At 55.9% G+C, this 21,552-nt stretch carries 22 protein-coding genes; 9 read left to right on the top strand and 13 right to left on the bottom strand.

Translation table 11 applies throughout. The features are described 5' to 3' along the window. Positions 1–101: 101 nt before the first annotated feature. Positions 102–1,550: a tRNA uracil 4-sulfurtransferase ThiI gene (gene thiI / locus IFU29_RS18300; RefSeq protein WP_191935171.1), complete on the bottom strand. Its 1,449-nt coding sequence runs from the start codon at positions 1,548–1,550 to the stop codon at positions 102–104. 256 nt (positions 1,551–1,806) lie between these two features. Here thiI and xseB point away from each other — a divergent pair, with 256 nt between their 5' ends. The 4 genes from xseB to IFU29_RS18280 all read left to right on the top strand — a co-directional run bounded on the left by xseB (position 1,807) and on the right by IFU29_RS18280 (position 5,899). Beyond that, on the top strand, positions 1,807–2,049 hold the full coding sequence (gene xseB / locus IFU29_RS18295; protein ID WP_191935170.1) for an exodeoxyribonuclease VII small subunit: 243 nt from the start codon (positions 1,807–1,809) through the stop codon (positions 2,047–2,049). Then, positions 2,049–2,948 carry a (2E,6E)-farnesyl diphosphate synthase gene (gene ispA / locus IFU29_RS18290; RefSeq protein WP_191935169.1) on the top strand — a complete coding sequence of 300 codons (900 nt, stop codon included), beginning with the start codon at positions 2,049–2,051 and terminating at the stop codon, positions 2,946–2,948. Before xseB ends, ispA begins: the two co-directional genes overlap by 1 nt. Positions 2,949–2,967: 19 nt before the next feature. Beyond that, on the top strand, positions 2,968–4,833 hold the full coding sequence (dxs, locus tag IFU29_RS18285) for a 1-deoxy-D-xylulose-5-phosphate synthase (protein WP_191935168.1): 1,866 nt from the start codon (positions 2,968–2,970) through the stop codon (positions 4,831–4,833). Between the two features lie 91 nt (positions 4,834–4,924). Continuing rightward, positions 4,925–5,899 carry an aldo/keto reductase gene (locus IFU29_RS18280; protein ID WP_191935167.1) on the top strand — a complete coding sequence of 325 codons (975 nt, stop codon included), beginning with the start codon at positions 4,925–4,927 and terminating at the stop codon, positions 5,897–5,899. Between the two features lie 71 nt (positions 5,900–5,970). On the opposite strand, the gene pgpA is transcribed toward IFU29_RS18280, so the two are convergent. The 6 genes from pgpA to nrdR all read right to left on the bottom strand — a co-directional run bounded on the left by pgpA (position 5,971) and on the right by nrdR (position 10,035). Further along, positions 5,971–6,468, bottom strand: coding sequence for a phosphatidylglycerophosphatase A (gene pgpA, locus IFU29_RS18275; RefSeq protein WP_191935166.1), 498 nt, complete (start codon positions 6,466–6,468; stop codon positions 5,971–5,973). Then, positions 6,455–7,432, bottom strand: coding sequence for a thiamine-phosphate kinase (thiL, locus tag IFU29_RS18270; RefSeq protein ID WP_191935165.1), 978 nt, complete (start codon positions 7,430–7,432; stop codon positions 6,455–6,457). Before thiL ends, pgpA begins: the two co-directional genes overlap by 14 nt. A gap of 51 nt (positions 7,433–7,483) precedes the next feature. Further along, positions 7,484–7,903, bottom strand: a complete 420-nt coding sequence (nusB, locus tag IFU29_RS18265; RefSeq protein WP_191935164.1) for a transcription antitermination factor NusB — start codon at positions 7,901–7,903, stop codon at positions 7,484–7,486. Between the two features lie 16 nt (positions 7,904–7,919). After that, positions 7,920–8,390 (bottom strand): 6,7-dimethyl-8-ribityllumazine synthase, encoded by a 471-nt coding sequence (gene ribH / locus IFU29_RS18260; RefSeq protein WP_062747791.1) that lies wholly within the window; start codon positions 8,388–8,390, stop codon positions 7,920–7,922. 87 nt (positions 8,391–8,477) lie between these two features. Next, on the bottom strand, positions 8,478–9,581 hold the full coding sequence (gene ribD / locus IFU29_RS18255) for a bifunctional diaminohydroxyphosphoribosylaminopyrimidine deaminase/5-amino-6-(5-phosphoribosylamino)uracil reductase RibD (RefSeq protein ID WP_191935163.1): 1,104 nt from the start codon (positions 9,579–9,581) through the stop codon (positions 8,478–8,480). Between the two features lie 4 nt (positions 9,582–9,585). Beyond that, the gene (gene nrdR / locus IFU29_RS18250; protein WP_062747795.1) at positions 9,586–10,035 is read right to left on the bottom strand and encodes a transcriptional regulator NrdR; all 450 of its coding nucleotides are present in this window, start codon (positions 10,033–10,035) and stop codon (positions 9,586–9,588) included. Positions 10,036–10,225: 190 nt separating this feature from the next. On the opposite strand from nrdR, the gene IFU29_RS18245 reads away from it, so the two are divergent. Beyond that, entirely contained in the window at positions 10,226–10,789 is a 564-nt protein-coding gene (locus IFU29_RS18245) for a DUF3251 domain-containing protein (protein ID WP_191935162.1), read from the top strand. Positions 10,790–10,840: 51 nt separating this feature from the next. On the opposite strand, the gene secF is transcribed toward IFU29_RS18245, so the two are convergent. The 5 genes from secF to queA form a co-directional block, all read right to left on the bottom strand. Then, complete coding sequence (gene secF, locus IFU29_RS18240) at positions 10,841–11,782, bottom strand: protein translocase subunit SecF (RefSeq protein WP_213014354.1); 942 nt, start codon at positions 11,780–11,782, stop codon at positions 10,841–10,843. Positions 11,783–11,819: 37 nt separating this feature from the next. After that, entirely contained in the window at positions 11,820–13,667 is a 1,848-nt protein-coding gene (gene secD, locus IFU29_RS18235) for a protein translocase subunit SecD (RefSeq protein ID WP_191935161.1), read from the bottom strand. 26 nt (positions 13,668–13,693) lie between these two features. Continuing rightward, positions 13,694–14,023 (bottom strand): preprotein translocase subunit YajC, encoded by a 330-nt coding sequence (yajC, locus tag IFU29_RS18230; protein WP_062747803.1) that lies wholly within the window; start codon positions 14,021–14,023, stop codon positions 13,694–13,696. Between the two features lie 18 nt (positions 14,024–14,041). Further along, positions 14,042–15,172, bottom strand: a complete 1,131-nt coding sequence (tgt, locus tag IFU29_RS18225; protein WP_191935160.1) for a tRNA guanosine(34) transglycosylase Tgt — start codon at positions 15,170–15,172, stop codon at positions 14,042–14,044. A 74-nt stretch (positions 15,173–15,246) separates the two neighbouring features. Then, positions 15,247–16,317, bottom strand: coding sequence for a tRNA preQ1(34) S-adenosylmethionine ribosyltransferase-isomerase QueA (queA, locus tag IFU29_RS18220; protein ID WP_191935190.1), 1,071 nt, complete (start codon positions 16,315–16,317; stop codon positions 15,247–15,249). A gap of 161 nt (positions 16,318–16,478) precedes the next feature. Here queA and IFU29_RS18215 point away from each other — a divergent pair, with 161 nt between their 5' ends. From IFU29_RS18215 to IFU29_RS18205, 3 genes are all read left to right on the top strand, one after another. Then, positions 16,479–17,060, top strand: coding sequence for an ACP phosphodiesterase (locus IFU29_RS18215; protein WP_191935159.1), 582 nt, complete (start codon positions 16,479–16,481; stop codon positions 17,058–17,060). 194 nt (positions 17,061–17,254) lie between these two features. Then, positions 17,255–17,857, top strand: coding sequence for a peroxiredoxin C (locus IFU29_RS18210; RefSeq protein ID WP_056233921.1), 603 nt, complete (start codon positions 17,255–17,257; stop codon positions 17,855–17,857). Between the two features lie 134 nt (positions 17,858–17,991). After that, positions 17,992–19,275 carry a histidine-type phosphatase gene (locus IFU29_RS18205; RefSeq protein WP_191935189.1) on the top strand — a complete coding sequence of 428 codons (1,284 nt, stop codon included), beginning with the start codon at positions 17,992–17,994 and terminating at the stop codon, positions 19,273–19,275. Between the two features lie 76 nt (positions 19,276–19,351). Here the strand turns inward: IFU29_RS18205 and IFU29_RS18200 are convergent, their stop codons facing one another. After that, positions 19,352–20,014 (bottom strand): helix-turn-helix transcriptional regulator, encoded by a 663-nt coding sequence (locus IFU29_RS18200; protein ID WP_191935158.1) that lies wholly within the window; start codon positions 20,012–20,014, stop codon positions 19,352–19,354. Positions 20,015–20,127: 113 nt separating this feature from the next. Between IFU29_RS18200 and IFU29_RS18195 the strand changes: the two genes are divergently transcribed. Beyond that, positions 20,128–21,525, top strand: a complete 1,398-nt coding sequence (locus tag IFU29_RS18195; protein WP_191935157.1) for an MFS transporter — start codon at positions 20,128–20,130, stop codon at positions 21,523–21,525. Positions 21,526–21,552 lie beyond the last annotated feature (27 nt).

The raw sequence follows: 21,552 nt of genomic DNA, 5'->3' as shown, positions 1-21,552 counted from the left end.
TCGCGCCCGGTCAGTGTACAGCCACCACAGCGTATCTCATTACGTGAGGATGGCGAACACTGTCAGGGCACGAATGGCCAGTAAGCCAGCATAAAACTGACTTAAGGGCGATACACTTTAACGTTTTTGAAGCCCTGCTCGTGCAGGTATAGCGCCTGCAAACGGCTCATGACGCCGCGTTCACAGTACAACAGCCAGGTCTTCTGCTGATCGAGATCGCCAAACTGGGTACCCAGCTTGTAGAAGGGCAGCGGTTTCACTTCCACCCCCGTCAGCATCAGCGGACGAGCATCCTGCTCGTCACTGGAGCGGATATCGAGGATCACATCGTTTTCAGCGAACGAATCCACGGTTTCCACTTCTACCACTTCTTCTTCGGTCTTTTCTGCGATTTCACGGATGTCGACGTTCGTCGCTTCATCGACCATGCGATCGAGAATGCTGAAGTCGAAGTGCTGCTCTTCCGCTTCGATTTTCTCTTTAACGGCTTTCACCGTCGGGCTCTTCGAGATCACCCCGCAGTATTCCGGCATGGTACGGGCAAAATCTTCCGTCCCGATCTCACGGGCAACTTTGATGATGTGCTCTTTATCGTGAGAGATCAGCGGGCGCAGGATCAGCGTATCGCTGGCGTTGTCGATCAGGCGCAGGTTCGTCAGCGTCTGGCTGGATACCTGTCCCAGTGCTTCACCGGTCACCAGTGCCTGTACGCCATAGCGCTCGGCCACTTTCGATGCCGCCCGCACCATCATGCGCTTCAGCACCACGCCCATCTGGCCGTCGTCCACTTTTTCGAGGATCTCCCCCACCACCGGCTCAAAGTTAATCGCGACAAAGCGCACGCGGTGCGAACTGCCGTAACGCTTCCACAGATAGTGAGCCACCTGACGGACGCCGATCTCATGGGCGGCACCGCCGAGGTTAAAGAAGCAGTAATGCACGCGGCAGCCGCGGCGCATCAGCATATAGCTGGAAACGCCCGAGTCGAAGCCGCCTGAGATCAGCGACAGCACATCTTCCTGGGTACCAATCGGATAGCCACCAATGCCTTCATAGCGAGCGGTAACCAGAATCAGGCGCTCATCTTCGATTTCAAGATTGACGGTCACTTCAGGACGATTAAGCTGAACCTGTGCAGTGGCAACATGCTGGTTAAGCCCGCCACCGACGTAGCGTTCTACATCCTGTGAACTGAACGCGTGCTTACCACGACGCTTCACGCGCACGCAGAAGGTTTTACCCTCAATGCGCTCGCGGTTCATTTCCAGAACCTGCTCAAAGATATGATGCACATCGGTATATGAACGGTCTTCTACCGCCAGCACATGGTGAATACCCGGGATTCGCGTCAGTTCAGCCACGATGGCTTCACGCTGATTTTCGTCTTTGGCGCGCACTTCGATATTGTCCCAGTGGCGCACAACGGCGAGGGTTTCATCGAAAGGTTTGAGAACGTTGCGGATATTACCGGTCAGGATTTTGATAAAACGCAGGCGTACTGACTGACTTTTAATCGTAATTTCAGGGAATAACTTAATGATAAACTTCATAGCGGCATGTATTCGTCAGGTAATTAAGTGCTGAACAGCATGGCACTTAACTGATAAAATCAGAGTCTTGCAAATTGGCTTACGCCCTTTGCATCCAGGCGCAGTAGTATATCATCTTTGTACAGTGGCTGCTTCTTCATCTGCCGCCCTGATTACCCACCCCCGCCGCGTGAAAAATGCAGGGATATTTTGCTAATCATGGGTCATCAGCTACCATGAGCGTTTACTGATGAAAAATGATAAGTCAGGATTAAAAATGCCGAAAAAAGCCGAACAGCCCGCCAGTTTCGAAACGTCACTGCAGCAGCTGGAACAGATTGTTACCCATCTTGAGAGCGGCAACCTTCCCCTGGAAGAAGCGCTGAATGAATTTGAACGGGGCGTGCAGCTGGCACGTCACGGACAGAAAACCCTGCAACAGGCTGAACAGCGCGTACAGATTTTACTGAGCGATGATAAAAACGCCGATCTGACACCATTCACGCCGGAAAACGACTGATGGATTTCAATGTGTTACTCACCGCGCACTATCAGCGGGTGAATGCCGCACTGCAACGGTTTATTTCGCAACTGCCCTTTCAGAGTAGTCCTCTGGTGAATGCAATGGAGTATGGGGCACTATTAGGGGGCAAGCGGTTACGCCCTTTTCTGGTGTATGCCACGGGTACCATGCTGCGTGCCGACGATGCTGCGCTTGATGCGCCTGCAGCCGCGGTGGAGTGTATCCACGCCTATTCCCTGATCCACGATGATTTACCCGCCATGGATGATGACAGCCTGCGTCGCGGCCAGCCCACCTGTCATATTAAGTTTGGTGAGGATTCTGCCATTCTAGCCGGGGATGCCCTGCAGACGCTGGCCTTTTCAATCCTTGCTGATACACCGATGCCCGGCGTGACGGCGCAAGCCCGTATCGCTATGCTGTCAGAACTGGCCCAGGCCAGTGGTGTAGCCGGTATGTGTGGCGGCCAGGCCCTGGATCTGGCGGCGGAAGGGAAGCAGGTTACGTTGCACGAGCTGGAACAGATCCATCGTCATAAAACAGGCGCGCTGATCCGCTCTGCGGTGCGGCTGGGTGCCCTGACCGCCGGTGAGCACGGACGCGCTGCCCTGCCCGCTCTGGATCGCTATGCCAGTGCCATTGGCCTCGCTTTTCAGGTACAGGACGATATTCTGGACGTCATCGGGGATACCGCCGTTCTCGGCAAACGGCAGGGAGCCGATCAGCAGTTAGGAAAAAGTACCTACCCGGCATTAATGGGGCTGGACAATGCCCGGGAAAAAGCATGGGATCTCTATCAGGAATCCCTCAGCGCATTAGAAACGCTTGCCGTACAGTCTTACGACACCGCCCCACTCCGGGCGCTGGCAGGCTTTATAATTGAACGCGATAAATAACTTCCAAATGAGTCTCTGAATGAGTTTTGAACCTGCAAAATACCCAACGCTTGCTCTGGCAAGCACGGTGCAAGAATTACGTTTGCTACCGAAAGAGAGTCTGCCAAAACTCTGTGACGAGCTGCGCCAGTATCTGCTCGACAGCGTAAGCCGCTCCAGCGGTCATTTTGCGTCTGGTCTTGGCGTGGTTGAACTCACCGTTGCCCTGCATTACGTCTATAACACGCCGTTTGATCACCTGGTGTGGGACGTCGGCCATCAGGCCTATCCGCACAAAATCCTGACCGGGCGTCGCGATCGCATCGGCACCATCCGCCAGAAAAATGGCCTGCATCCGTTCCCGTGGCGCGATGAAAGTGAATATGACGTGCTGAACGTCGGTCACTCGTCCACCTCAATCAGCGCTGGCCTTGGTATGGCTGTGGCCGCCGGGAAAGAAGGGAAAGATCGCCGTACCGCCTGTGTCATTGGCGATGGCGCGATCACCGCCGGCATGGCGTTCGAAGCGATGAATCACGCCGGGGATATTAAAGCCGACCTGCTGGTGGTGCTGAACGACAATGAAATGTCGATCTCAGAAAACGTGGGTGCGCTGAACAACCGCCTCGCGCAGATCCTTTCCGGCAAGACTTATTCCCGCCTGCGTGAAGGTGGCAAAAAAGTACTGGGCGGTCTGCCGCCGATCAAAGAGCTGGTCAAACGTACCGAAGAGCACCTGAAAGGCATGGTGGTACCGGGTACGCTGTTTGAAGAGCTGGGCTTTAACTACATCGGCCCCGTTGACGGACACGATGTGCTGGCACTGGTGCAGACACTGCGCAATATGCGCGCGCTGAAAGGCCCGCAGTTCCTGCACGTAATGACCAAAAAAGGCAAAGGCTACGCCCCGGCAGAAAAAGACCCGATTAGCTGGCACGCGGTGCCGAAATTTGACCCGGCCAGCGGTCTGCTACCAAAAAGTGCCGAAGGATTACCCAGCTATTCAAAAATTTTCGGCCAGTGGCTGAGTGAAACCGCCGCAGAAGACAGTAAGCTGATGGCCGTCACCCCAGCCATGCGTGAAGGCTCCGGTATGGTCAGCTTCTCCCGCGACTACCCGCAACAGTATTTTGATGTAGCGATTGCGGAACAGCATGCCGTGACCTTTGCCGCCGGGCTGGCCATCGGCGGCTATAAGCCGGTGGTGGCGATCTACTCCACCTTCCTGCAGCGCGCCTATGACCAGCTGATCCATGACGTGGCAATCCAGAAGCTGCCAGTACTGTTTGCCATCGATCGCGGTGGCATTGTCGGTGCCGACGGTCAGACACATCAGGGCGCATTCGATATTGCCTTCCTGCGCTGTATTCCGAATATGGTGATCATGACGCCAAGCGATGAGAACGAGTGCCGTCAGATGCTGTATACCGGCTATCATCACGACAGCGGACCCAGTGCGGTACGCTACCCGCGCGGCAGCGGAACAGGTGCGGCGCTGGAGCCGCTGGCCTCACTGCCGCTGGGTAAGGGGCGCACGCTGCGTGAAGGAAGCGGGCTGGCTATTCTCAACTTCGGTACCCTGCTGCCAGAAGCCGCCGCCGCCGCAGAAGCGCTGAATGCCACGCTGGTCGATATGCGCTTTGTGAAACCACTGGATGACGCGCTGATCCTCGAACTGGCCGCCAGCCATGATGCGCTGATCACCCTTGAAGAAGGCGCAATTAAAGGCGGAGCCGGAAGTGGAGTGAATGAGCTACTGATGGCTAAGCGCCGGCCGGTTCCGGTGCTGAATATCGGCCTGCCGGATGCCTTTATTCCCCAGGGAACACAGGATGAAATCCGTGCCGATTACCTGCTGGATGCCGCCGGTATCCGCCAGCAGATCGAGACCTGGCTGGCACAGTAATCCTGCCACTAAAGTGTTACAACGTGCTCCCCTCACCGGGAGCTTTTTTTTGCCTGCTATTCTTACTAAATGATTAATAGCAGGAGTCCGCATGAAAACCCTTCAGTTAGCCAATACCGATCTGACCGTTTCCCGCCTGTGCCTGGGCTGCATGACCTATGGTGAACCCGACAGGGGCCGCCATGCCTGGACGCTGCCCGAAGAGAGTAGCCGCCCGCTGATCCGCCAGGCGCTGGAAGCCGGGATCAACTTTTTCGATACCGCTAACAGCTACTCTGACGGCAGTAGCGAAGAAATTGTTGGCCGGGCCCTGCGGGAATTTGCCCGGCGTGATGAGGTCGTCGTCGCGACAAAAGTCTATTTCCCGATGAGCAACCTGGCCGGCGGCCTGTCGCGGGCCAGTATCATGCAGTCCATTGATGACAGCCTGCAGCGCCTAGGCATGGAGTACGTCGACCTGCTGCAAATCCACCGCTGGGACTACGACACGCCGCTGGAAGAGACGCTGGAAGCCCTGCATGACGTGGTCAAAGCAGGTAAAGCACGTTACATCGGTGCCTCCTCCATGCACCCCGAACAGTTTGCCCGCGCGCTGCAGACGGCAGACAGCAACGGCTGGACGCGTTTTGTCACCATGCAGGATCAGTACAACCTGATCCAGCGCGAGGAGGAGCGTGAAATGCATCCTCTGTGCCTGCAAGAAAATATTGCCGTACTGCCCTGGAGCCCGCTGGCCCGCGGCCGCCTCACCCGCCCGTGGGGAGAAACCACCGCCCGTTCGGTATCGGATGAATACGGTGAAACGCTCTACAGCCAGAGTGAGAAAAACGATGCAGAAATTGCAGAACGGCTGGCTAACATTGCCCGGGATAAAGGAGTAAGCCGTGCGCAAATCGCGCTGGCCTGGCTGTTGAGTAAACCGGCGGTTGCCGCCCCGATCATCGGCGCTTCGCGCAGTGAACAGCTGGAGGATTTGGTGAAAGCCGTAGATGTTGAATTAACGCAGGAGGAGATTTTTGAACTGGAAAGCGTCTACCAGCCGCACCCGGTCGTCGGGTTCGAATAATCCCGGCGTGGGGAGTAAAACGGGCTGAACGTTATCACGGGCCGGTCGCAACAGCAGACCGGCCCACGGCATCAGCCCGCCAGGTAGAGTGCGCAGCCCCACAGCAGGCCGGCTGAGATCACCCCGGCAATAATATCATCGACCATGATCCCCATGCCGCCGTGCACGTTGCGGTCAAACCAGCGAATAGGCCAGGGTTTCCAGATATCCAGAACGCGGAACACCAGGAAACCTGCCAGAACCCACTGCCAGCTGTCGGTCGGGATGGCCATCAGCGTGATCCACATGCCGATAAACTCGTCCCAGACGATGCTGCCATGATCGTGAACGCCCATATCTTTCGCGGTACGGTGGCAAAGATAAACACCGATACTGATCCCCAGCAGCAGCACCAGAGAATAGAGATCCTGTGGCAGCAGGTTGAGCAGGTACCAGAATGGGATGGCCGCGAGGGATCCTGCCGTTCCCGGCATCCAGGGGCTCAGACCGCTGCCAAACCCGGTCGCCAGCAGATGCCAGGGGTTGCTCATCTTCAGGCGACTTTTCGCCACGTCCTTAGCGCGTACCAAAATGGTCAAATCCTTTCAGGTTCAGTTCTACCGGCTTATCATCCTGCAGCAGCGTCAGGCCTTCTGACTGCGGAGCAATCTGGCCAATACAGGTGAAGGGAACGCCAAGATAGCCCAGCGCCACGTCCAGCGCGCCGCGGTTAATCTCCGGAACGGTAAAGCACAGCTCATAATCTTCCCCACCGCTCAGCGCCCAGCGTATGGCCTGTTCCGGTTCGAAGTGCTGTTTCAGTACGGCGGAAATCGGCAGTGCATCAAGATGGAGACGGGCACCACAGTCACTGGCTTTAAGAATATGGCCGAGATCGGAGACCAGCCCGTCAGACAGGTCGATAGCCGAACTGGCGAGATCGCGCAGCGCCTGCCCCTGAAGGATTCGCGGCATCGGGCGCAGATGGCGCTTGATCAGCGCCTCATGGGCTGCCGGATCGCTAATCTTCACGTGGTGTTGCAGCAGTTCAAGGCCAGCAGCACTGTCACCGAGCGTGCCGGTGACGTAAATCCAGTCACCTACGCGCGCACCACTGCGCTTCAGCGCCCGTCCCTGCGGCACCAGGCCATGAATACCCAGCGTCATACTCAAGGGCCCGCGCGTGGTGTCACCCCCGATCAGCTGCATATCATAGTAGTCGAGCAGCTCAAACAGACTGTCGCTGAAATCTTTCAGCCAGGCTTCATTGATCTCTGGCAGCGTCAGGGCCAGCGTCAGCCATGCAGGATCAGCGCCCATGGCAGCCAGGTCGCTGAGGTTTACTGCAAGGGCTTTATATCCGAGGTCGGCGGGATGAATATCTCGCAGAAAATGCACGCCTTCTACCAGCGTGTCAGTGCTGATTGCCAGCGTCTGCTTTTCCGGTACGCCGAGTAATGCGCAGTCGTCACCGATGCCTTTTTCAACATCGCGACGGGAACTGGTTACACGGTCAAAATAACGCGCAATCAGTTCAAATTCGCCACAAGCCATAATGCATTCCGGGAGTAAAAAGATGAGGCCGTGATGAGCGGCCTCAGAGAATTATTTGCGGTTGGGACGGATAAACGGGCCAGCTTTGTCCAGCACGCCGTTGACAAACTTATGGCTGTCTTCAGCACCGAACACTTTAGCCAGTTCGATCCCTTCGTTGATCGCCACCTTGTAGGGAACGTCTGCACGCTTGCTGAGTTCAAACAGTGAGATACGCAGGATGGCCTTCTCAACCTGTCCCAGCTCTTCCAGCTGGCGTGACAGGTAAGGTTGCATCAGGCCGTCGAGGTATGCACTGTTAGTTGCAACGCCGCCGACCAGCTCACGGAAGTAATTAATATCGACGTCTTTAACGTCCTGTTCCGCCAGAAACTGGTATTCGACATCAGCGATGTCGTTTTTGGAGATTTGCCAGGAGTAAAGTGCCTGAACAGCACATTCACGGGCGCGGCGACGAGCAGCAGGTTTCACGAAATTCCCCTTAAAATCAGGCTTTGATGGCTTTCAATACGTTAATCATTTCCAGAGCGGTCAGGGCTGCTTCAGCACCTTTATTACCCGCTTTGGTTCCGGCGCGTTCAATGGCCTGCTCGATGTTTTCCGTCGTCAGTACGCCAAAAGCAACCGGGATATCGCTGTTCATGGCAACGCTGGCCAGACCAGAACTGGCCTCACCTGCCACATATTCGAAATGGGCGGTGCCGCCACGGATAACGGTTCCCAGCGCCACAACGGCATCATGCTTACCGGTGTTCGCCAGCGCACGTGCGGTCATTGGCAGCTCATAGGCACCCGGAACCCAGACGACGGTGATGTTTTCATCTTTGACCTGACCAATACGCTTCAGGGCATCAATGGCACCACTCAGCAGGCTGTCGTTGATAAAGTTGTTGAAACGCGCAATAACCAGAGCAACGCGCGCGTCAGGAGTAGCAACAGCAGCTTCGATAACGTTCATATTCTTCCTTTCAGGGTTCTGTTTGGCCCCGCAGGGGGGCGGATTCTACCATACTCTTCAGGGGTCTGCTTGTTTTTGCGCAAACCGCTATAACGGCGTCAGCGTCAGGCGTAAATCAGGCCCAATCTGACGGATATCACTAAAAGCAAAAGCGGGGGCATCGACGAGATGTGCAAGGCCCGGCAGCTGACACAGGCCTCGCCCGCTATCACCCAGCAGTTTAGGGGCCAGATAAACAATCAGTTCATCCACCACTCCGGCCTGTAACAACGCCCCGGCAAACTGCGCCCCGGCTTCCACCCAGACACTGTTAATCTGTTTTCTGCCCAGCAGCATCATCATTGCCACTAAATCCAGCCGCTGGTTATGCCGTGGCACACTGAACTGCGTGACGTTTTCCGGCCATGCCAGTTCATCGCAGGTCGTGCGCGCCAGCCAGGTTTCACCGGATTGTGCAATAAGCTGATGCTGAGGCGTGACGCGATTCTGGCTGTCGACAATAATTCTCACCGGCTGACGCAGCAGGTCAGCGGGGTAATCAGCCTGAGTCGCGTCATCCAGCTCCTGATGACGAACCGTTAATGACGGGTTATCCGCCAGTACGGTCGCACTGGTGCTGAGAATAGCGGAGCTCTGCGCCCGCAGACGCTGGACGTCGCGCCGCGCCTGCGGCGAAGTGATCCACTGGCTTTCGCCACTGGCCAGTGCGGTGCGGCCATCAAGCGATGCCCCCAGTTTAAGCTGAACCCAGGGGAAACCGGTACGCATACGCTTAAGAAAGCCGCGATTCAGCGCTTCGGCCTCCTGCATCATCAGGCCGTGGCTGACATCAATACCAGCCTGCTGCAAGCGGTAGAGGCCACGCCCCGCGACTTCCGGGTTCGGATCCTGCATGGCCGCGACGACGCGGCTGACACCGGCGCTGATCAAGGCGTCACAGCACGGCGGCGTACGCCCGTGATGACTGCACGGCTCCAGTGTCACATAGGCTGTCGCGCCTTTGGCTTTTTCACCGGCCATGCGTAACGCATGCACCTCCGCGTGCGGCTCACCGGCGCGCAGATGGTAGCCTTCACCGACAATGTCGCCGTCACGAACCAGCACACAGCCAACGTTAGGGTTCGGTGTGGTAGTAAAACGCCCTCTGCGCGCCAGTTCCAGCGCGCGCGCCATATACACTTCATCACGCATAACGTCAGTCCTGTAGGCGGGCGATCTCTTCGCCAAATTCACGGATATCTTCAAAACTACGGTAAACCGAGGCAAAGCGAATATAGGCCACTTTATCCAGTTTTTTCAGCTCATCCATCACCAGGCTCCCGATCAGCTTGCTGGCAACTTCCCGCTCTCCCGTCGCCCGTAGCTGGCTTTTGATATGGGTCAGTGCGGTTTCGACCGCATCAGAATTAACCGGCCGTTTTTCCAGCGCTTTCATCAGGCCACTGCGCAGCTTGTCTTCATTGAACGGTTCACGCACATCATTGCTCTTGACCACGCGCGGCATGACCAGTTCGGCCACCTCAAAGGTGGTAAAACGCTCATGGCACACCAGGCACTGACGGCGGCGGCGCACAGAGGTGCCTTCCCCGACCAGACGGGAGTCGATCACTTTCGTATCCACGGCAGAACAGAATGGGCAATACATGACGCGTCCTGTTAATTCTTAAGAGTAACGGGTAGTGTACCGCGAACCCGGCTTAGAGCCAAAGGCGCGTCCGCAATACTGCCCTGATTTTATGCGGCTTACGCAACAAAATCCCTTATTTCTTTGCAGGCGATCAAGACCCGTTTGCTCTAAGATAAAGTCATTCGCTTCAATCAAAAGGAAATGAACAATGACAAGCACTTATCTTCGTCTGTCACTGGGTTCGCTGCTGCTGCTGGCGGGCTGTGCCAGCACGCCGCCCCAGCCCAAAATCAATCAGCTGCATAACGAAGTAGGGAAACTGACCCAGGAGATGCGAAAGCTCACGAAGCAGGCTGCCGCGCTTGAGCAACAGGGCAATCTGAACAGCGGTTCGGCGCAGGGGGCCTGGCTGCTGCCCGCAGCCAATACCGGCGTGATCCTGAAAAGTCAGGCCGGTGAGCTGAAGTTGTCGCTGAGTCATGTGCAGCAGGAGGCCAACGGAACCCGTGCCATCCTGCATATACGTGCCACCGGAGAGGCTCCCCTTCCGGCCTTTACGGCCCAGGTGGAATGGGGAGAACTTGACAGTACCACCGGAAAACCCCTGACGGTAAACAGCCAGGTACAGCAGATCGCGGTAGCCCGTGAACTGCTGCCCAAAACGGAAGTGACGCTGCCCCTGCGCTTGAGCAACCTTCCGCCCGAGCAGTTAGGGTATGTGCGTGTGCATGATGTCGTAGTCAGCCCGCCGCCTGCGGTGACAGCACCATAAAAAAAGGGCCACGCGATGCGTGGCCCTTTCAGTTGGAGAAGGTTTAACCCATTAAGGCAGAATGGAAGGCTGGTCTGCGCCCTCTTTTTCCACTTTCTGCTGCAACATATGCTCGCGCTTCATGCCCAGCTTCAGCGCCAGCGCAGAGGAGACATAAATCGACGAGATGGTACCGATAGTGATACCGATCAGCATGGTTAACGAGAAACCTTTCAGCAACGCGCCGCCGAAGACAAACAGGATCATGACCATCGCCAGGGTTGTTACCGAGGTGATAATGGTACGACTCAGGGTCTGCGTCAGGGAGACGTTGGTGATGTCATAAGACGAACCGCGACGGATCTTGCGGAAATTCTCACGAATACGGTCTGATACCACGATCTTATCGTTTAGCGAGTAACCAATGACTGACATCAGTGAGGCAATGATAGTCAGGTCAATCTCCACGTGGAACAGCGACAGCAGACCGGCCGTGATAATCACATCATGCGCCAGCGCCAGAACCGTTCCCAGGGCAAGACGCCACTCAAAGCGGAAACCGATATAGATCAGAATGGCAATCAGCGCGGATAACAGCGCCATCCCGCCAGCCTGAGCCAAATCGCTCCCCACGCTTGGGCCGACGAATTCGATTCGCTTAACCGTCGCCTGCTGCTGGGTGGTCTGATTGATCGTCGCCAGTACTTTCGCGCCCAGCTCCTGACCTGCATTCCCTTCACGTGGTGACATACGCACGATCACGTCACGGCTGCTGCCAAAGTTCTGCACCTGTGGCTCGTCAAATCCTGATTTCACCAGGCTGTCGCGCAGCAGATCCAGTTCAACGGGCTGCTCGAGGTTAATTTCAATCACCGTACCACCGGTGAAATCCAGACCCCAGTTAAAACCGCGCACGCCCATGATGGCTACGGATGCAATCAACAACAGCACCGAGATGGCGAAAGCCAGCGTGTCCCAGCGCATAAAGTCATAGACTTTACGGCCGTGGTTCATTTGTTCAACACTATGTTCCTGTGACACAACGCACTCCTCAGATAGACAGCTTGTTGATGCGTTTGCCGCCGTACAACAGATTGGCGATGGCGCGAGTACCAATAATTGCGGTAAACATCGAGGTCGCAATACCGATTCCCGTGGTGATCGCAAAGCCTTTAATTGAACCTGTACCCACTGCGTACAGAATCAACACTTTGATCAGCGTCGTGACGTTAGCATCAACGATACTGGAGAACGCGCCTTTATAGCCCTCATGGATCGCCTGCTGAACGGAACGCCCGTTACGCAGCTCTTCCTTGATACGTTCGTTGATCAGGACGTTAGCATCGACCGCTACCGCCAGCGTCAGCACAATCCCGGCAATCCCCGGCATGGTCAGCGTAGCGCCAGGCAGCAGGGACATGATACCGACAATCAGCACCAGGTTTGCCAGCAGCGCACTGGTCGCAATCAGACCAAACTTCTTGTACCACACCACCATAAAGATGATGGAGGCGATCAGGCCCCACAGGCAGGCTTCCAGGCCCTGAGTGATGTTCTGCTGACCCATTGTCGGGCCAATCGTCCGCTCTTCAACAATCTGGATAGGCGCAATCAATGCACCGGCACGCAGCAGCAGCGAGAGCTGACGGGCTTCGTTCGGATTATTAATGCCGGTAATACGGAAGCTGTTACCCAGGCGGGACTGGATATTGGCGACGTTAATGACCTCTTCCTGCTTCTCAAGAATGGCGCGGCCGTTGGCGTCTTTCTTCCCGCTGTCTTTATATTCGACAAACAGGGTTGCCATCGCTTTACCGACGCTGTCCTTGGTGAAGTTGGACATGATGTTACCGCCCGCGCTGTCCAGGGAGATATTAACCTGTGGCTGGTTGTATTCATCCGTGCTGGAAGTGGAGTCAGTGATATGGTCACCAGTGAGGATCACACGCTTGTACAGCACAACAGGCTGGCCATCACGGGTGTCTTTCACTTCAGAGTCACCCGGTACACGGCCATTGGCCGCCGCCGTGGCATCCACGCTGGTATTCACCAGGCGGAACTCCAGGGTAGCCGTAGCGCCGAGGATCTCTTTCGCGCGCGCCGTGTCCTGAATACCCGGCAGTTCGACCACGATACGGTCAGAACCCTGGCGCTGTACCAGCGGTTCGGCCACGCCGAGCTGATTCACGCGGTTGCGCAGAATATTGATGTTCTGCTGCACCGCATATTCACGGGCTTCACGCAGACGTTCGTCACTCATTACCGCCGTCAGGGCATTGCTGCCGCTGCTGTTGATGACCATATCGCGGTGACGACCTGTCAGGTAAGTGACGGCCTGATCGCGTGCGGCGGCATCACGGAAACGGATTTCCATGCCGTAATTATTAGTTTTACGAACGTTAACGTAAGGAATGCTTTTCTCACGCAGATCGCTACGCAGGCTATCGATATTCTGCTCCTGGAGTTTACCCAGAGCCGTATCCATATCCACTTCCATCAGGAAGTGCACACCGCCACGCAGATCGAGACCGAGTTTCATCGGTTCGGCGTTAAGCATGGCAAGCCATGATGGCGTCGCAGGTGCGAGGTTAAGCGCCACAACGTAACTATCGCCAAGCGTCTTGATAATCGCTTCACGCGCGCGCATCTGCACGTCGGTGTTAGCGAAGCGCGCCAAAATAGCGCCATTTTCCAGCGCCAGTGATTTGGCCTGAATATTATCTTGTTTTAATGCGGTCTGGATCTGAACCAGCGTTTGCTCACTGGCGGCGCTTCCGCGCGCACCAGTGATCTGAACGGCCGGATCCTCACCATACAGGTTAGGCAGTGCATACAGCAGACCGACGAGTAATACGACGATCAGCATGATGTACTTCCACAAAGGATAACGGTTTAACACGGCAGTTCCCTTAGGGAAATCGAAAATTAAAGCGCCTTCATTGTACCTTTCGGCAGAACGGCGGCAACGAAGTCACGTTTGACCACAACTTCAGTGGTTTCGTTCAGTGCGATAGCAACATAGCCGGTTTCAGCGACTTTAGTCACACGGCCTACCAGACCACCGGTCGTCAGCACTTCATCACCTTTAGAAATGGAGTCCATCAGTTTCTTGTGCTCTTTCGCACGTTTCTGCTGAGGGCGCAGGATCATAAAGTAGAAAATCAGACCAAACACAACCAGCATAATCACCAGAGAGTAAGGACTTCCCTGAGATGGTGCTGCGGCTGCTACGGCATCAGAAGTGAAAAAGCTCATTAAATTTCCCTCATTTGTTTAATTATCAGACGGTAATGGCGGAACCGCCAGCCCCGTCCGTTGGTAGAATTCGGTGACGAAGTGCTCTAAATTACCTGCTTCGATAGCCTGGCGTAAACCGGCCATCAGACGCTGATAGTAACGCAGGTTATGGATGGTGTTGAGACGCGCACCCAAAATTTCGTTACAGCGATCAAGATGATACAGATAAGCCCGGCTGTAATTGCGGCAGGTATAGCAGTCGCATTCGGCATCCAGCGGAGACGTATCGTCTTTATATTTCGCATTGCGGATTTTCACCACGCCGTCGGTCACAAAAAGATGGCCGTTACGCGCATTACGGGTGGGCATTACGCAGTCAAACATATCGATACCCCGGCGCACGCCCTCCACCAGGTCCTGTGGCTTACCCACGCCCATTAAGTAGCGCGGTTTATCCTCAGGAAGCTGCGGGCAGACATGCTCCAGAATACGGTGCATGTCTTCTTTTGGTTCACCGACCGCCAGGCCGCCCACAGCGTACCCATCAAAGCCAATATCTACCAGTCCTTTAACTGAGACATCACGTAAATCTTCGTAAACTCCGCCCTGAATAATACCGAACAGCGCGTTCTTATTGCCCAGTGAATCAAAGCGATCGCGGCTGCGCTGTGCCCAGCGCAGTGACATTTCCATTGAGCGTTTGGCGTAATCCCAGTCAGCCGGGTACGGGGTACATTCATCGAAGATCATCACGATGTCAGATCCCAGGTCGAACTGGATCTCCATCGATTTTTCAGGATCGAGGAAGATCGCATCACCGTTAATCGGATTGCGGAAATGCACGCCTTTCTCGGTGATCTTACGAATGTCCCCCAGACTGAAGACCTGGAAACCACCGGAGTCGGTCAGGATCGGCCCCTTCCACTGCATAAAGTCATGCAGGTCACCGTGCAGCTTCATGATCTCCTGGCCCGGACGCAACCACAGATGGAAGGTGTTGCCGAGGATGATCTGCGCACCGGTATCCAGTACTTCTTCAGGCGTCATTCCCTTTACCGTGCCATAGGTGCCCACCGGCATAAATGCCGGGGTTTCCACCACGCCACGTTCAAAAACCAGACGGCCACGGCGCGCGCGACCATCAGTTGTGTCTAATTCAAACTTCACATTGCCTCCATCAGAGAAACAGTCTGATGTTAATGGTTACAAAAGGGCCGGACGGTGCCGCCCCCTGGAAAGGATCACTGCCCCGGAATTTCGCTGACAGCCTGCGGATTACGGGTAATAAACATCGCATCACCATAGCTGAAGAAACGATATTTTTCAGCTACGGCCTGCTGATAAGCGTGCATCGTGTGCTGATAGCCTGCAAACGCCGAAACCAGCATGATCAGCGTGGATTCCGGCAGGTGGAAATTGGTCACCAGTACATCAATAATTTGATAGTGATAGCCGGGATAGATAAAGATGCTGGTGTCACCAAAGAACGGCGCAATCAGCGCATCCTGCGCCGCCTGCGCAGCGCTCTCCAGTGAGCGCACGGAGGTGGTACCGACGGCAATAACCCGGTTACCGCGCGCTTTACATGCCAGCACGGCATCCACCACGTCCTGCGGCACTTCCGCATACTCGGCATGCATGATGTGATCTTCAATGGTGTCTACGCGCACGGGCTGGAAGGTCCCCGCCCCGACGTGCAGGGTTACAAACGCGGTTTCAACGCCTTTCTCCCGCAGCGCGGCAAGCAGCGGCTCATCAAAATGCAGCCCTGCCGTCGGTGCCGCGACTGCCCCGGGTTTCTGGCTGTAAACCGTCTGGTACAGCTCGCGGTCAGCGTCTTCATCCGGGCGGTCGATATAGGGCGGCAGCGGCATATGACCGATGTCATTCAGAATATCCAGCACCGGGCGCGGGTCGTGAAATTCAATTTCGAACAGGGCATCGTGGCGGGCCAGCATCGTGGCCGGCACATTTTCTTCGTCCCCCAGCAACAGTTCACTGCCGGGCTTTGGAGCTTTCGACGCGCGGACATGTGCCAGCACGCGCTTGTCGTCCAGCATACGCTCGATCAGTACTTCGATTTTACCGCCGCTGGCCTTACAGCCAAAAATACGCGCCGGGATCACCCGGGTATTGTTAAACACCAGCAGATCGCCGGGATTGAGCTTATCCAGCAAATCGGTGAAGATCCCATGCGTCAGTTCGCCATCCGGGCCATTGAGCGACAGCAGACGGCAACCGCTGCGCTGGGCCTGCGGATAGTGGGCAATCAAAGATTCAGGTAACTCAAAGTTAAAATCGGCAACGCGCATGGTCATTCACAGTCCGGGAAATCAGGGCGCACATTCTAGCTGAAAACTGCCCATAGCTAAACAATCTGCTGACTATCCCTGCAACTATCGGCAAAATAAGTCACATTACCGCCAGCACAGCTGCGGCTTGAAGTCTGCCCGCTATAGGTTAGAATCCCGCCATGAATTATCTTGCTCACCTCCATCTTGCCACCCTTGCCGACAGCTCACTGCTGGGTAATATGATGGCCGATTATGTTCGCGGTAACCCTCACCAGCAGTGGCCCGCCCCTGTCGCTGAAGGCATAGCCCTGCATCGCCGCATCGACGCGCTGACGGATTCTCTGCCGGAAGTGCGCAGCGCACGCCAGCTCTTCCGCAGTGAAACACGTCGCGTGTCCCCGATTACCCTCGATGTCATCTGGGATCATTTTCTGTCATCTCACTGGAATACACTGGTGCCGGAAATTTCTTTGCCAGCTTTTTTGTCACATGTCAGAAGTGTGATCGAACCGCAACTTGGACCGACACCGGAGCGCTTCCAGACTCTTAATCATCACTTATGGAATGGACGCTGGATGGAGCGCTACGCCGAAGCGCCGTTTCTGCAAAATGTGTTACAGGGTATGGCCAGCCGCCGTCCAAAGCTGGCTGCACTGGCGGAAAGCTACCAGGATTTTATAGAAAATTATCAGGCGCTTGAAGAATATTTCTGGCAGATTTACCCCCGCATGATGGCGCAGGCCGTGCAGCGTAAGCTGTAAAAGACATTGCCACGTTTACACCTTGCCCTTTTTCTAAAAAAGGTTATTGTATGATACTGCTTTATAATTACTCGAATTTTGATAGGCACAACCTATCCGAATAATTGGTGCAGTTCGCTGGCCCGCACCGGGCACGCCCCGTATACTGCCTGCGTCTTGTCACCTTAATTCAACTAACTTTTACAGGAGTGAACATGGTCCTGGTTACTCGTCCAGCCCCAGATTTTACCGCCGCCGCCGTCCTGGGCAACGGTGAGATCGTAGAGAACTTCAACTTTAAAAAACACACCGCTGGTAAAGCCACCGTTGTGTTCTTTTGGCCAATGGACTTCACCTTCGTATGCCCTTCTGAGCTGATCGCTTTCGACAAGCGTTATGCCGAATTCCAGAAGCGTGGCGTTGAAGTTGTGGGTGTTTCCTTCGATTCAGAGTTCGTGCATAACGCATGGCGTAAAACGCCGGTTGATAAAGGCGGCATCGGCGAAGTTCAGTACGCGATGGTTGCTGACATCAAACGTGAAATCCAGAAAGCCTACGGCATCGAGCACCCGGATGCGGGCGTTGCTCTGCGTGGTTCTTTCCTGATCGACAAAGCCGGTGTGGTTCGTCACCAGGTGGTTAACGATCTGCCACTGGGTCGTAACGTTGATGAAATGCTGCGCATGGTTGACGCGCTGCAATTCCACGAAGAGCACGGCGAAGTGTGCCCGGCTCAGTGGGAAAAAGGAAAAGAAGGTATGGGCGCATCACCGGAAGGTGTGGCTAAATACCTGTCTGAGAATGCTGCGAAGCTGTAATTACCGCTGCGTTTTCAATAAAGCTCGCTTCGGCGGGCTTTTTTTTCGTCTGTCCTCCCCTTCTCCGCACCTTTTGTCACACCTGTCTGAAAAACCTTGTAATGATGCCTACTGGTACAGACACCACAACAAGGATGATCCCGATGAAAAAGCACGTTCTGCGTTTTTCCCTCGCCGCCCTGCTCAGTTCGCTCAGCCTGCTCGCTCAGGCCGCGCCCCACTATGTGCTGGAAAAAGTGGTGGAAGTCAGCCGTCACGGGGTGCGTCCCCCTACGGCAGATAATCGTAAAGAGATGGAAACCGGCAGTGCCCGCCCCTGGGCCCCCTGGCTGACGGCTGACGGCCAGTTGACCGGCCACGGTTACACCGCGGCCTGGCTAAAAGGGCAATACGAAGGCAATGAATACCGCCGGGCCGGACTGCTCGGTGCAGGCTGCCCAACCGGGAAGGACGTTTTCGTCTGGGCCAGCCCCCTGCAGCGTACGCGCGCCACCGCCGAGGCCCTGACGGACGGGGCATTTCCCGGCTGCGGCCTGACGGTACATTACTCACCGGTGCATAACGACCCGCTGTTTCAGAACGACAGCCCGGGCGGCGTCACGCTGGATGCACAGAAGCAACGTGCAGGGGCGCTTAAAGCCCTGGGGGGAAGCCTCAGCGAGGCACAAAAGCGGCTCCAGCCGGAAATTTCTCTGCTGAAAAAAGCCGTCTGCCTGCCAGACCAGCCCTGCCCGGTATTTGATAAAGCGTGGGAAATTAAATTTGCCTCTGATGGGCGCATAATGATCACCGGCCTGGATACGCTGGCCGCGATGGCGGAAACCCTGCGCCTGGAATGGAGTGAGAATAAACCCCTGAGTCAGGTAGCGTTTGGTCATGCTTCGAGCGCCAGGGAGATGGGTAAACTGATGGCCATGCTGACGCCAAAATATGATGCCACCAACGACCAGCCTTACGTTGCGCAGCGCGGCGCATCCCTGTTTATGGATCAGATTGCCAAAGCGCTACAGCAGGGCGTTTCGCCTCAGGACAATGCCCCGCCGGATACCCGCTGGCTGCTGTACGTTGCCCATGACGTGAATATCGCCTATCTGCGTACCCTGCTGAACTTCAGCTGGCAGCAGGGTGACTATCCGCGCGGCACTATTCAGCCTGCGGGCAGCCTGGTGTTTGAACGCTGGCGTGATACAGAAAGCGGTAAACGCTATATCCGCGTCATGTTCCGTGGGCAGAGCCTCGATCAGATCCGCAATCTGACGCCTCCCGATGGTCAGCATCCGCTGTTGACCACCGAGTGGCACTATGCCGGCTGTCAGAAAACGGTGGCAGGTACTCTATGCCCATATGACAGCGCCCTGAAGCGTCTGCGCCAGCACATCGACCCGTCGCTGCTGCGCCCGGTCAGCTATGCGCAGTAACCCCTCCTCGTGTTAAGGCAAGGCTGAGACATCCGGTGCCGTTTTTCCGTTATCAGGCGACAGGCGTGCTCCGGTTTCAGCATCCCTTAAAGGGCTGCACCCGATACGCACAGCGTCGGGCCTCGCTGAGGATATGCTCCACGCGAACCACTTCGGCCTCCAGGACGTCACTGAAAATGGCCTGTTCAGCGCGACAGAATCCCTGACAGCTTGCTGCGGCCGCGCAAATCGGGCAGTGGTTTTCAATCAACAACAGGCTGCCATCATCCTGTACCGCGTATTCCGCCATATATCCCTCTGCAGAACGGATCTCTGCCAGACGCGCCACCCGCGCTGGCAGGTCTGAAAGCGCTGACAGCTCCTGGCGGTAGAACACACGGGTTTTCTCCTCGCGTCTGGCAATCAGCATGTCAATCGCCTGTTCGCCGAAGGATTCACGCACCACATCCAGCAGTTGCACCGTGAGTTCAGGATGGGTATCAGGAAATTGTTTCTGCCCCTCCGGAGTAAGCTGCCAGAACTGGGAGGGACGCCCGACGCCTCGCGCCTGCGAAAACGCGGCCACCAGCCCTTCCGTTGCCAGCTTATTGAACTGCTGACGTGCCGCTTCAGCGGTCATGCCCAGCACGTTTCCCGCCTCAGAAGCCTGCTGCGGTCCACGCGTTTTCAGCAGGTGAAGCAGTCTCTGTGATGTCGATAAATGCTCTTTAGCCTCGGCAGGCGTTAGATGTGTTGACAATATTTTTCTACCCCAAACAATATAACAAGCATTTTCTTGTTTTATTAATTTACCTCAGGGCATGAAAGCAGGCAACCCTGAGTGACTCACTCACGTCGCTTAAGGAAATCATTATGTCACCACATGAAGGAAACTGGGGGGATCTTCTTTCCGGTAAGAATGCCCTGCGCTCTGTCGCGCTATCTGGTGGCGTGGCACTTCACGCTATTAATATTTACATCGCGACCACCGTGCTGCCTTCCGTCGTTAAAGAGATCGGCGGACTCAATCTTTACGCCTGGAATACCACGCTGTTTGTGGTCGCCTCAATCATCGGTTCGGCGTTGACCAGCCGGACGCTAAGTCGCGCCGGGTCACGAGGGACTTACGCTATCTCCATTCTGCTGTTTGTTGCCGGTTCCCTGCTGTGTGCGCTGGCTCCCAATATGCTGGCAATGTTAGTGGGGCGCTCCGTTCAGGGCCTTGGCGGTGGCTTCATGTTTGCCCTCGGCTACAGCATGATTTACGAGGTCTTTGAAAGAACGCTGTGGCCGCGTGCCTTTGCGCTGATCTCGGGGATGTGGGGGGTGGCCACGCTGACAGGCCCGGCGATTGGTGGCATCTTTGCGGATATGGACGCCTGGCGGCTGGCCTTTGTTTTTCTGCTCCCCATGACAGCAATCTACGCCTGGGTGGTATGGCGGGCTTTGCCAGCGGAGAGCCGTCAACGCAGGCCAGCAGGCCGCCTGCCACTGATACAGCTGTTGCTGCTCACCGGCGCAGTCCTGGCCATCAGTATTGGCAGTACGAAATCACAACTGAGTGACAATCTCACAGGGGTTGCCCTGGCCATCCTGATGATAGCGCTGTTAATCCGCCAGGAATGGGTAAGTGATACCTGCCTGCTGCCACGCAATGCGCTGCGCCTGCGTTCCCCGCTGCTGAGTCTTTATCTCACTATCGGCCTGCTGGTGGTGGGCATGACCAGCGAAACCTTTGTCCCCTACTTCCTGCAGAATCTCCACGGCCAGACCCCACTGATATCCGGCTATCTGGCCGCGCTGATGGCGGCAGGCTGGACGCTGGCGGAAATCTGGAGCTCAGGCTGGCGAGCGAAAAAAGTGTCGCGGGCCATCGTCGCCGGTCCCCTGCTTGTACTGGCCGGGATGGTAATACTGGCTTTCTTCTTTCCGTTACAAAGCGACGCGAGTCGTATGCTCGTGGTGATCATTTCACTGGGGTTATTGCTGGTGGGTTTTGGCATTGGTCTGGGCTGGCCTCATCTGCTGACTCGCGTGCTGGATGTCGCCTCCCGTGACGAGCAGGATGCCGCTGCCGCCTCGATCTCCACGGTACAACTGTTTGCTACCGCATTGGGTGCGGCACTGGCAGGTATGCTGGCCAATCTGGGAGGCTTGAATGTACCCGGCGGCGTGGAAGGTGCCAGCAGTGCGGCAAGGATCGTGTTTAGCGTACTCGCTATCGCTCCTCTGCTGGCGTTTTTCAGTGCCAGACGGGCAGCGTTATCTTAAGGGGAAGGATAGTGCTGGTCAGTTGAG

Source organism: Erwinia persicina (genome assembly GCF_014838825.1).
Taxonomy (GTDB): domain Bacteria; phylum Pseudomonadota; class Gammaproteobacteria; order Enterobacterales; family Enterobacteriaceae; genus Erwinia; species Erwinia persicina_A.
The sequence above is the reverse complement of the archived record's forward strand: the minus strand, read 5'-3'. Positions and strand labels throughout refer to the sequence as shown.

Coding starts and splice junctions, on each gene's coding strand:
- ispA (WP_191935169.1), top strand. CDS start 2,049: ATGGATTTCAATGTGTTACTCACCGCGCACTATCAGCGGGTGAATGCC.
- yajC (WP_062747803.1), bottom strand. CDS start 14,023: ATGAGCTTTTTCACTTCTGATGCCGTAGCAGCCGCAGCACCATCTCAG.
- nrdR (WP_062747795.1), bottom strand. CDS start 10,035: ATGTATTGCCCATTCTGTTCTGCCGTGGATACGAAAGTGATCGACTCC.
- IFU29_RS18215 (WP_191935159.1), top strand. CDS start 16,479: ATGAATTATCTTGCTCACCTCCATCTTGCCACCCTTGCCGACAGCTCA.
- IFU29_RS18280 (WP_191935167.1), top strand. CDS start 4,925: ATGAAAACCCTTCAGTTAGCCAATACCGATCTGACCGTTTCCCGCCTG.
- IFU29_RS18245 (WP_191935162.1), top strand. CDS start 10,226: ATGACAAGCACTTATCTTCGTCTGTCACTGGGTTCGCTGCTGCTGCTG.
- IFU29_RS18210 (WP_056233921.1), top strand. CDS start 17,255: ATGGTCCTGGTTACTCGTCCAGCCCCAGATTTTACCGCCGCCGCCGTC.
- IFU29_RS18195 (WP_191935157.1), top strand. CDS start 20,128: ATGTCACCACATGAAGGAAACTGGGGGGATCTTCTTTCCGGTAAGAAT.
- IFU29_RS18205 (WP_191935189.1), top strand. CDS start 17,992: ATGATCCCGATGAAAAAGCACGTTCTGCGTTTTTCCCTCGCCGCCCTG.
- xseB (WP_191935170.1), top strand. CDS start 1,807: ATGCCGAAAAAAGCCGAACAGCCCGCCAGTTTCGAAACGTCACTGCAG.
- thiI (WP_191935171.1), bottom strand. CDS start 1,550: ATGAAGTTTATCATTAAGTTATTCCCTGAAATTACGATTAAAAGTCAG.
- secF (WP_213014354.1), bottom strand. CDS start 11,782: ATGAACCACGGCCGTAAAGTCTATGACTTTATGCGCTGGGACACGCTG.
- ribD (WP_191935163.1), bottom strand. CDS start 9,581: ATGCGTGATGAAGTGTATATGGCGCGCGCGCTGGAACTGGCGCGCAGA.
- thiL (WP_191935165.1), bottom strand. CDS start 7,432: ATGGCTTGTGGCGAATTTGAACTGATTGCGCGTTATTTTGACCGTGTA.
- dxs (WP_191935168.1), top strand. CDS start 2,968: ATGAGTTTTGAACCTGCAAAATACCCAACGCTTGCTCTGGCAAGCACG.
- ribH (WP_062747791.1), bottom strand. CDS start 8,390: ATGAACGTTATCGAAGCTGCTGTTGCTACTCCTGACGCGCGCGTTGCT.
- queA (WP_191935190.1), bottom strand. CDS start 16,317: ATGCGCGTTGCCGATTTTAACTTTGAGTTACCTGAATCTTTGATTGCC.